This is a genomic window from Roseinatronobacter alkalisoli (assembly GCF_028745735.1).
Classification (GTDB): domain Bacteria; phylum Pseudomonadota; class Alphaproteobacteria; order Rhodobacterales; family Rhodobacteraceae; genus Roseinatronobacter; species Roseinatronobacter alkalisoli.
In genome coordinates this window covers 1-10,145 of sequence record NZ_JAQZSM010000052.1, presented here as the reverse complement: position 1 = coordinate 10,145, position 10,145 = coordinate 1, and the positions used below count along the sequence as shown (strand labels likewise).

Here is a 10,145-nt window from a genome sequence, read left to right as displayed (position 1 = left end):
ATGCAATCCGCGCCTTCATACCTTCAAGCGCGGCGCGCCAATCCGAAATCACTCCAGCCCAATCCGATACGGACATCGAAATTCCTCCCCAATTGCTCAGGCAGGATTGAATCAGATATCCATATTACATGCAACTGTAGTACTAGAGAACAGCGGTTTTTTACAAAGTGACTTCGATCATTTTTGGAAAGTGGAAAGCCCAACTAGGGTGCAAAAACTCAGTTTCACAACAAAGGATTTTAGCTCTGACAGCGGATTAACCTTCACTTTTGAGAACGGGCACGAAGTTGTCATCGTTGCTGCCGCTTATCCTTTCTACTTGTCAATTCTCGGTTTGAGTCATGGCATTGAAACAACCCCAGAATTTGATATTTCCTCCTACGTAAAAGAAGACATTTTCTCTATATCTGGTCAGTAGAGGTGTAAGCGGCGTTCAGGGGTGCTTGAATGCGCAGCGAGGTCGGGCTGCGCCAAGAAATTTCGACGCGCAATGCGCGCGGTCACTGTTACCATGTCACAGAAGGGCATTGCCAAGGGTTCTGTCGCAAATTTTCGACATGGTTGAGTGTAGACTGATGCTGGACAGAATCATGCTGCGAGCTGGGCGAACTGCTGAAATGCATTCAAGCCGTTGGTGCCAAATTGTTCCTTGCGGATCATATGCGCGGTCTCGATACCCTCGAGCGTTGCTGAAGCGGAATGGAACGCCTTGAAGCCAAGCATTCGCCCAGTGATGCGTTTGATAAACCGGTGATCTTGCTCAAGGATATTGTTCAGATACTTGGTTTGCAGGATCTTTATGAACTCTCCCAAACCGGTGAATTTGAGGATCACATTCACAGCCTCCAGCCCCGCCAGATTGGCCCCGCTTTTTCGTCTGCGCTTGAGCGGCGATCAGAGGTGAGTATTTGATCACCCAACGGTTCAAGGTGGCATGGTCAACATCGACCCCGTGCCCCTGCATGATCTCTTCGAAGTCACGATAGGAAACAAGGTAGCGCAGATAGAAAAACACCGCGAACACGATCACGGATTTCGGATAATGCGCGCCTTTAAAGTCAACCATCGTACTCATCATGCCCTTGCTGTGAAGTCACCCTCTATGCCGAAGCTTCATGCGGAGCCCACAAGAAACCAAAGTTCTTTGCGACAGAACTTCGCGCTGTCTCTGCGCGCTCATGTGATGCGGGCAGCGATGCGCATGCCTGAACGCGCCATAGTCCAGCATAGATGGGGGACCGCGCTTTCTGGTGGAGCGGCGAGTGCAGCACCAATCTGCACCGCAAGGGTCGCCGTGCCGATATAACCCGTCGCTAGCGCGGGCACGATGACCTTGTCTGGTTCGGCAAGACGCGAGCGAACCACGCCGAATTCCTCTGCGCGATGACGTTCACCGTCAAGATCGGCCAAAAGGGTGAAACCTCTGTCTGGTGGCAAGAACCCTTGCAAAAGCCCGGCGCTGACGAAGCCCATCAACCCCCGATCCGGCGCGAGAGGGCGCAGGGACTCGGGCATTTCGGCGAGTTCGAGCAAGGGGGCAGCCGTCCTGTCGGGCGCGGACAGGACAATGGCGGCCGCAGCCTCACCGGGATAGGGTACAAAGCGAGTTTTCCGGGTATGGCCAAATCCTGAAGCCGCGCTCATGTCCAAGACAACCGGAGCAATCGCCGTATCCGCCGTGACAACCGTGACACGGCTATATGCGCGACGCTCTAGCTGCGCCGCCGCCGCAAAAATCGCCGCAGCACATGCCGCAGCGTCGCCGCTGACGATATCAATCCTGCCCTGCCCGAGGCGCCCCTGTGCTATCGCATGATCGAGGGCTGGCCGCAACGGCGAGCCCACCCGCAACCACCATGGCAAGGCCGCCAGTGTGATCTCTGCCTCAAGGGCTTCGGCCCCGGCCTGTCGCCGGGCCGTGTCATAGAGCGTGAGGACCCTCTCCACCGGATCGCGTATCATCAGGCAGTCAGCCACCGGAGCACATATTTGTGGCCGACCGTCCGGCCCCACGAAAACAGGATGGCGCTGGGCTGCCGGGCGTTCTGCCCGAACAGCCCGCATCGCATCAATGCTGTGTCCCGGATGGGCGGTGACTGCACCAAAGCTTCTTATTGCCAAGGGGGCCCCAAGCGCCCGATAGCCTGCTTTCATCGGACAATACCTGCGATTTGGCGCAGGTTCACAGTTGTGCGGCGCAAAAGGTGGTCACGCCCGTTGCAAGATACCGAGGCAAGCCACAACACATCGAACCGTCCAAGCGCCGGAAAGACACGGATACGGTATATCTTGGCAGAGGCTGTGTCCTGTCCGTTTTCGAACTCGGCCCGGAGGTCGATCACCGCCTGAGGCAAGCGGATGTCCATCTCTCCCGCCGCGGCAAAGCCGGAAACCGTCAGGCGTTCTCCCCCTGACAGAGCTGCGGGGAAACACTGGTTTGCGGGGGCCGCGTGGTAAAACCTACGGTCAAAATCCATTGGCAAAAGCGGTGCTCGGGTGTCAGACCATTGCGCATCATAGGTTCCGGCAGCAGAAAGCCTGGGCTGCCAATGGCGCTGCAAAGGGGTAAGTCCAGTTACAGTCCTTGCGGTTTCCGGGCGCTCCGTTGCCGCGGTGATCCGTGGCAATGGTCCATCAGTCAGATGCGTTGGGCCTAGCATTCCTACTCCTAGCGGGTTCTCGGGGTGCAGATCGCCGTCAGCCGCCATTCCGCCAAGGCAAACGGTCCAGTCGAGGGGAAACGGTTCGGGGTCAGGATCGAGCTCTACCTTGCGCGCCCTTCGCCGCAATCTGGGATGAAGCGCCACGGATTTCGTCATCGTGCCCAAGGACACTGACGCAATTCGAGGCGCGTCCAGAACCGGATCGGCTGTTCCATGCACAGTCAGTTCCGCGCCGGGCAGAAAGGGTAGAATATCGGCGTCAAAGGCAAGGGCTTGCCCGTGATAAACAGGGGCTAGGAGCACAGGATGCGGATCAGCTACTGCTTCGCACAGACCGTCAGGTCGGGCCTGAAACGTTCCGCGCAGGGCAATGCACACCACCTCTCGCCCTGCTTCGTCGCGATCAAATGCTTGTTCCGCTTCGAACGGAGTCTTGTTTTGCAGGTCCCACATCGGTCATCGCCTTCGCCAAAAATCCAGATCATTGCGCGCGATACCGGTTTCTCCGGCCCGTGCGGAGGCGACAAAAGGCAGCACCAGCGCATCGAGCCGCGTACGCGCACCGGGCTCTAACCCCGCCGAAAGGCGGGTTTCCCCGAAATGTCCTATCTCAAGCCCCCAATCCGACAGCCCCTCACGCCAGACATACCCATGGGCCACCGCCTCGCCCGGCCCTGCGCCGTGATAGCCCATGGCACGGAAGGCCGACAGGTAAAGCATATGGACCGACCAGTTGTCAGACCCTTCTAAAGCCACAAGTTCAAGCCACCCGTCGGTCCAAGAGAAATGCCAGCCCCCAGGAACTGGGCGTACAAGCTCTGCTAGAATGGCTCCGATCTGGCGCCCGCGCTGACGCGCGGCAAGCTCGAACAGGCCGGATTCCAGCGAGATCTGGAGGTTGTGCCAGTCATTCCAACGCTCTGGTCCCGGACAGGGCGCAGACAGCCAGTCGCGCAGGTTCGGTGCGGGAATTGCGACCGAAAGCGCATAAGACATCGGCTCTGACATCAGCGCCCCCCCGCATCCGGATCAAACCGTTCAAAGCGCCGCACCCAATTCACCGTTGTTTCAACGGGATCGAGGGGTTCGGGCACTTTCAACCTGTCCATTGGCGCACCGGAGGCATAGTCGGTGTAGCGGAACGGCCGGATCAGTCGGTCAACCATGACATAGGCCTCGGGCACACCTGTCATGTTCACATCGCCCATCTGAGGATGGGTGCAGGCGCGAATGATCGCCCCGCCGTCATAGGGGTACACCGATCCTTCGGGATGCAAGGACCCGGCGATGCGCTCTAAACCGCCGAGTTTGTCGATCCAGACATCATCAAGGATGGTCAGCCAGTTAACCGCGCGCAAGGCCTGATGCGGGTTGCGGCGATCGTATTTCATCCAGGTCACGGCATCGAGGCCGGAATAGCGGGCCAGCCAGGGCCAGTATTCCATGCCGTAATTTCTCTGGCTCGTGCCAAGTGACGACACCGTTCCGATGCCGAATGTCCCTTGCTCGGGGCGCAATAGGGCGCACCACCGGGCCATTTTTGCCACGCAGCGGTCCGGGTCTTCCGCAATCCAGACCAGCGGCACGGCATTATAGACAAGTCCGGGGCTTTGAACGCGATAAGGGCCTTCGTTCACCGGCAAATAGGTGGAAAAGCTGATGACTGGCTGATTTTCGTCGGAGAATACCCAGAGATCAAACCCATCTGCCGCAACTGGTGTTGCCGGCCGATAGCCAGACCGGTCGCGCCAGTTGTTGCCCTTGATCAAAGCATAGTCGCCACGCCCGGCATCGGCGAATTTCGTCACAGTGCCAGGAAATGTATCGATGAAATCCTGCGCGGCGTCTATTATCCTTTCAAAATCAGTTCCTTGCACGCCATTGTGATAAAAGAGCCCGGTCCCGGCAAAGCGCAGGATGGGCCGGTTGGTCTTGCGATGGCCGATCCCTTGACCGTGCAGTTGATAATATTCGTTTTTCTCGTCCATGGGGCCTCTCAACTTGATGCGGCGGCAAGGCCGAGCCCACCGAGCCCCAGCGCGCCGGTTACCGCAGCGCCACAAGCAACAGTGGCATAGCAGGCGACGGCACCGACCGCTAGAACGGCGACACCTGCCCCGACAATATAGGGCGTCCAGTTTCGCTCAGAGCTCGGTTCAGGGGTCGGAACCGTGACCGGCACAGGGCTTCCGGGAGGGCCGCCGCCCCAACATGGGCAATCATTTTCGACATCGATCTGTTCATATTCAACCCCGAGATCCTCTGCCGCACGATTGTAGGCACTGTTGGGATCCATCGGGTTCTGATTGGCGTTGAAACTATCCCCAGGAAATTTCATTTCGATCATCCGGGTTGGTTCCCCTGCCGAATTCACCGTCACAATATCCGGGCGAATACCGCCTCCTGGCGTTATCGGGTTGGATGTAGGCCCTGTGCCAGCCGAATTTCGTATGATTCCCCACGCGCCATCGCGCCCCTGCATCGAGACTTCGGACCATATCCTGCTGCCCGGACGAGGGTAATCACCTTCATAGAGGTGCTCTCTGATCTTGTTTGCGACGCACCGTTGAAACAACAAAGCCGTCTTGCATTCGCAAGCCGCCTCGCACAGCCATTCGTCAATTTGTTCGGGCGTCAGAGGTGGCTGGTTCAGGCCACCGAGGGACACGGTATTGCCGTTGTTCATCAGCATCTTGTCCGACAAGCGACATGCAGGTTTACCCTCCATGAACACATCGGGTGACCAACTCAGCCATGTTGCACGATGAAGATGCGTGCCAGACTTTACACCGCCTCCTGAGCCTGGTTCGTCCCCGATCGAAGTGGAAAACTCCGAACCGCGGATGGCACACATATGCCCGCCATCCGCCTTTACAGTGTTCGTTCCCTTCGTGAGGTCCTTTGAAAACGCGATGTTCGGATATGGCAGCGGCTTGTTCTTGGCCGCTGGGGTCTTGCACACATCCGGCAAGGTGTTGCGCACGACCCCGCCAGAATCCTTATGGCAGAGCGTCAGCCCGTTGATGTTGATCGTAATGCCCATCAGTTCAGATGGATCGTTGCGGAATCAAGCGTGATCGTCTCATCCGCTATCTGTACTACGGCACGCCCTTCGATCCGGATGGTGCCATCCGCCATCAAGGCAAGACGGGCGCGAGACGTGCGCAATTCCAGCGACTTGCCTTCCGGGCCAGTCCGCACCATTGCAAGCAGCGCGCGCAGCTGTGCAATCTCCGCTAGAGTTAGCGCTTCCCATCGATCAGGGGCGCTCTGGTCGACAAGATCCTTCATGCGTCTCTCCTGTTTTTCAGGTTGCGGGGGCTGGTGTTGGTTTCGGCTGGGTCATTGCGTCCAGCCCTGCCGCTGGGCAGCATCAACGGCGTAGGCAACAATCGCGGTGTGTACGAAGCCAGTGGCCAGAGATACATGGTGCTGGGTCCCTAGAAGATAGGCATCGAGCGAAGCCGGCGACAAGCTTGCATTCACGAGAGTCGTGCCATCGGCAGGCATGACGATTTCCACGGTGATCACCCCGGCCGCGGCGCCGTTCAGTGCTACATCAATGAAATACATCCGATTGAAGGCCGTAATTTCATCAAGATCGGCAAAGCTTGTCATATTCTGCGGGGACAACTGAAACTGAGTGTCGGGAAGTATATTCTGCATAAATACAGTTGCGATGGTTCCCGCCAGATCGGCCATTTGCTGTTCGGGCACTGGTGCAGGCCGCTGTCCATGGCTTATAGTCTCCACGGGTGGGCCCATAGCGACCATGACCGCCCCATTCCCGTTCTTATCAGCCGCATCGTACCAGACTTCCGAAATCAATGGGGTTCCAGTTGGACCACTTACCAGACGGCTCCAGTTTTCTGGCATCAGAAACGAGAAGTCGAATCCGTTTGTCGCAAGAGTTGAGCGGTGAGCGTTTTGAATGACCGGGTCGGAGCTCAGCTCTTCGGCGAAGTTCAGACTACCGACCAGAGTTGCGATCGTTTCGGCATGGGCCGAGAAATGCTCTGCTTCGAAGGTCTGGCGCAATATCAGGGCCTGATGACCGCGCCGCCATACCGAAATACGGTTGACCATCATCACCCCAGACGACTCGTCGCCGCCGAGCGCTTCTCCAAATTCAAGATCATGCGCAACAACGCCGAAGCTCAGCCGCCCCCACTTCGCGGCAAGCTGGACTGCCGTAGATGCCGCGGGTGCCACGCGATCAGGGCGCAAACCGGCCACGTAGATTGCAACTTCATGGCGATCTCGCTTGGCAGGAAGATACCCGACATAGCGTTGTGAAAAAGAAGTGAATACGCCGTCTTCGATGAAGTCGGGCGGCACTGTATCCACTTCGTCCCAGACGAATCCCGACGGATCAAAAGTTGAGGCAGAAAGCTGCGGCGCATCAGAAAAAGAGAAGGTCTTGCGCGCGCTCTCTGAGGGAGCGGTTGCCAGCCCCATCCGCTCGGTCACGATGTCGGACATCACCCCTCCTGTGGTTAGTAAAAAAAGCCCTGTGACCAGAAAACTGACCCTTAACAAATGCCTGCTGATCATGTGCTATCGACCTCAATCGTACCAGATCCAGTTCCATGCAGACTGGGATCCCGACTTGACGCCCGACCAAGCACTCGAAGCGCCTGATTTCAGACCATTCCAGATCTTGTCTGCTCCGACCAACCCAACGCGCCCTTTTACACCGGCCCCCACACCTAAACCGATCTTCGCACCGGCCTCAAGCTGTGCAGTACCGTCTTCATAGCCAGCGCGACCCTCGACCCCGGCCTGCGCTCCGACCTGGCCTGCGACCTCGCCACCGACTTTCAGGCCGATATCCCAGTTTTCGTCCAAGGGTTCGGCTATATTCGAATTGAAAGCCCAGTTGACGGCATTGACGCTGTTGTTGACGACCCGCCGCGGTGTGATGATCAGGTCGCCCCCTAGCCTGCCTTCGATAAGATTAAGTTCGCCGCCAAGCTTGCCAGTTAAGGTCATTTGTTCAGGCGAGAGGACAAGTTCCAGCTTGCCCTCTGTTTCCGCCGAGAGGACGGAACCACTCGCGTCTGCGCGGGCGAGCGTCTGGCTGTTTTCAACATAATCGTCACGCACTCCGATATTTCCATGCAGGGCCGAAGCCTGCGCTTCAATCCCCGTGCCCGCTCGGAAGCCGGGCGACGTCCCTTCAGTGCCTTCGCGCGTGAAGCTGAATTGCCCGTTGAATGCGCCAGATGCTCCGAAAACGGATCCATTGCCACCAAAGACCGTTCCCGTTTCGCCAAACTCGCCACTGGCTACTGCTGCGGAAAACAACTCACGCTCGACCTTGCCGCCGACGATCTCAGTATGATCTTCCCATTGCCCGGCGAAATCGTTGTCGACCGTGCTTCGGTCAAACGGCCCGTCCAGATTCCTGCCCTTGTGGCGCTCAAATCCGACCCCACCGCCCTCGCTGCTTCTCGACGCGCCTGTAGAGGAAAAATCCCATGTCTGCTCAGACGGCGCGGCGTCTGGCTCGGGCTCTTCCGGCGCGGGAGGCTGTGGCACGATGATATTGGCATCTATGCCCGCGAGGTAGTCTTTCAGCGACTGAATATCTGCTTCTTCGAGAACGGGTCGCGAGGCAAAGGGGAGAGACGCTGCCGTCGTCGGGCTGAAATGCTGCTGCGGCTGAATCGAATCTCGCGGTGCAAATTTGCATTGCAGCCGCAATTTCCGGTTCAGCATCCGCGTAGCCGGTTCAGTGCCGAGAGCCCAATGCTCGGGTCTTATGATCGATGGCCCGGATTGCGCCGGTGGATAGCGATCCGTCGCGCCCATCAGTTCAGGTCGATCTGATCGGCATCGAAGACAATCTTCTTGCCCTTGACTACGATCTTGCCCTCCTTGGACATGGTGATCATAGAGTTTTCACCAACCTGGATCGTCAACTGATCCCCAACCCGGACATTCATCACCTTACCGATATCCGTGTCATGACGCCCGCGCACGATTACGCTCATAGCTTTTCCAACGCTCTGCTGGAAGCTGTGACCAACGATTGTCGACTTCGAAACACCGACAATCTCGGACGACGCAATATTGACGATTTCAGATTTATTTTTCTCGACAAACATCTGCATGTTGCCCTTGGCGAAGTTGAAAGGGTCAGGCAGTTTCAACTTTTCCATGATCCCACCTGCCTTGGAAAACAAAAGACGAGTCTTCGCCTTGAGTGTTTGAGACAGGGGATTCTTGCCAACCGCAATCGACATATTCCCCGAAATCGTCTCGTCGTGATCACCGCCAACTTCGATGGATTTATCAGCGCCAATTACTTCGTGTTGATGCCGCTCTACGCGCTTCGAACGATCATTTTGCACTTCTATGTTCATATCCTTCTCGGCATGAACAAAAATCTCCTCGCGCCCCTTCTCATCCTCAAACCGTAACTCGTTGAAGCCCGTGCCCTGATGGGTGTCCGTCTTGAAGGTGCTGCGCGTTTTATGCTCCGGCAATTCATACGGCACCTTGTTGCGCCCGTTATAGACGCACCCCGTGACCAGCGGCTGGTCCGGATCACCGTCCAGAAACTCCACCACCACCTCCATGCCCACGCGCGGGATCACCATGCCGCCCCAGCCGTTGCCCGCCCAGTTCTGCGATACACGGCAGCGCATGGAATTGGCCTTGTCGAGATCCCAGTGGAACCGCACCAGGATCCGGCCGTATTCGTCGCAGTCGATCTCTTCGCCTTCAGCCCCCACCACCATCGCCGTTTGCGGGCCGCGCACATCGGCGAGGGGGGTCTTTCTCTCAGGCAGCATCGGCGCTGTGCCGGGCATCAGCACATAGCGCCCGCGATAGGCCAGATCATCGCCCCTGGTCCCGCCTGTGCCGTAATTATCCGAGGTATAGGAATGACTTGCCACAAGGCACAGATATTCCGCGCCCGACCCCGGCACCGGATCGCCCGCCAATGTCACGCGCGCCCCCGCGCCCAGTGACAGCACATCACCCTCCGCCTCGAAGCGGCGGTCCTGCCCGCGTTCGGCATCGCTGCGCAACTGCGCCACCACGCGCCCGCGCCCCTGATCAGGGTAATCGCCGGGCCAGTCGAAACTTTCGATCTGCCCCTGATCATGGGTCGCATCGCCCATGCGGTCCACTTCCATCGCGGCCATGGGGGTCTTGAAATTGTAATCCACCAGCCGGACCGCGCCCGTCGTGATCCGCCGCGCGGGCTGCCAGGTCCAGAAATGTTCCTCATCGAAGCGGTGATTGGTCTCACTGGCATGGAAATCACGCCGCCCGATACTGTCATGCACATCCACGCAATCCGTCAGCACCATGCTATGCGCGCCAGCCTCGTGCCGGAAATGATAGGATATTCCGTGCCGTTCCATCAGCCGCGTGGCAAACTCCATGTCGCTTTCGCGGAACTGGACCGTGTATTCCAGCTCCGGATACTCGGCAGAGGTGGCCACCACCAGCGCGCCCGCATCACCA

The 10,145-nt window shown here is 57.9% G+C and carries 10 protein-coding genes and 1 pseudogene; 1 reads left to right on the top strand and 10 read right to left on the bottom strand.

What is annotated here, in order from left to right; genetic code table 11:
- The coding region (locus tag PUT78_RS21995) for a hypothetical protein (RefSeq protein ID WP_274354401.1) at positions 1–418 on the top strand (418 nt) is incomplete at its 5' end.
- Between the two features lie 170 nt (positions 419–588).
- Here PUT78_RS21995 and PUT78_RS21990 read toward each other — a convergent pair.
- From PUT78_RS21990 to PUT78_RS21945, 10 genes and pseudogenes are all read right to left on the bottom strand, one after another.
- Positions 589–1,066: pseudogene (locus PUT78_RS21990) on the bottom strand (IS6 family transposase).
- Positions 1,067–1,176: 110 nt separating this feature from the next.
- Positions 1,177–1,962 carry a hypothetical protein gene (locus PUT78_RS21985; protein WP_274354400.1) on the bottom strand — a complete coding sequence of 262 codons (786 nt, stop codon included), beginning with the start codon at positions 1,960–1,962 and terminating at the stop codon, positions 1,177–1,179.
- A 188-nt stretch (positions 1,963–2,150) separates the two neighbouring features.
- The gene (locus tag PUT78_RS21980; RefSeq protein ID WP_274354399.1) at positions 2,151–3,116 is read right to left on the bottom strand and encodes a DUF2169 domain-containing protein; all 966 of its coding nucleotides are present in this window, start codon (positions 3,114–3,116) and stop codon (positions 2,151–2,153) included.
- 3 nt (positions 3,117–3,119) lie between these two features.
- Positions 3,120–3,671 (bottom strand): hypothetical protein, encoded by a 552-nt coding sequence (locus PUT78_RS21975; protein WP_274354398.1) that lies wholly within the window; start codon positions 3,669–3,671, stop codon positions 3,120–3,122.
- The gene (locus PUT78_RS21970; protein ID WP_274354397.1) at positions 3,671–4,651 is read right to left on the bottom strand and encodes a type VI immunity family protein; all 981 of its coding nucleotides are present in this window, start codon (positions 4,649–4,651) and stop codon (positions 3,671–3,673) included. The genes PUT78_RS21975 and PUT78_RS21970 overlap by 1 nt, the downstream gene beginning before the upstream one ends.
- An 8-nt stretch (positions 4,652–4,659) precedes the next feature.
- Positions 4,660–5,646, bottom strand: a complete 987-nt coding sequence (locus tag PUT78_RS21965) for a PAAR-like domain-containing protein (protein WP_274354396.1) — start codon at positions 5,644–5,646, stop codon at positions 4,660–4,662.
- Between the two features lie 59 nt (positions 5,647–5,705).
- On the bottom strand, positions 5,706–5,954 hold the full coding sequence (locus tag PUT78_RS21960) for a hypothetical protein (RefSeq protein WP_274354395.1): 249 nt from the start codon (positions 5,952–5,954) through the stop codon (positions 5,706–5,708).
- Between the two features lie 51 nt (positions 5,955–6,005).
- The gene (locus tag PUT78_RS21955; RefSeq protein WP_274354394.1) at positions 6,006–7,145 is read right to left on the bottom strand and encodes a hypothetical protein; all 1,140 of its coding nucleotides are present in this window, start codon (positions 7,143–7,145) and stop codon (positions 6,006–6,008) included.
- 84 nt (positions 7,146–7,229) lie between these two features.
- The gene (locus PUT78_RS21950) at positions 7,230–8,384 is read right to left on the bottom strand and encodes a hypothetical protein (protein ID WP_274354392.1); all 1,155 of its coding nucleotides are present in this window, start codon (positions 8,382–8,384) and stop codon (positions 7,230–7,232) included.
- Positions 8,385–8,476: 92 nt separating this feature from the next.
- Positions 8,477–10,145 (bottom strand): type VI secretion system Vgr family protein (locus PUT78_RS21945; RefSeq protein WP_274354391.1); only part of this gene is annotated, 1,669 nt, incomplete at its 5' end.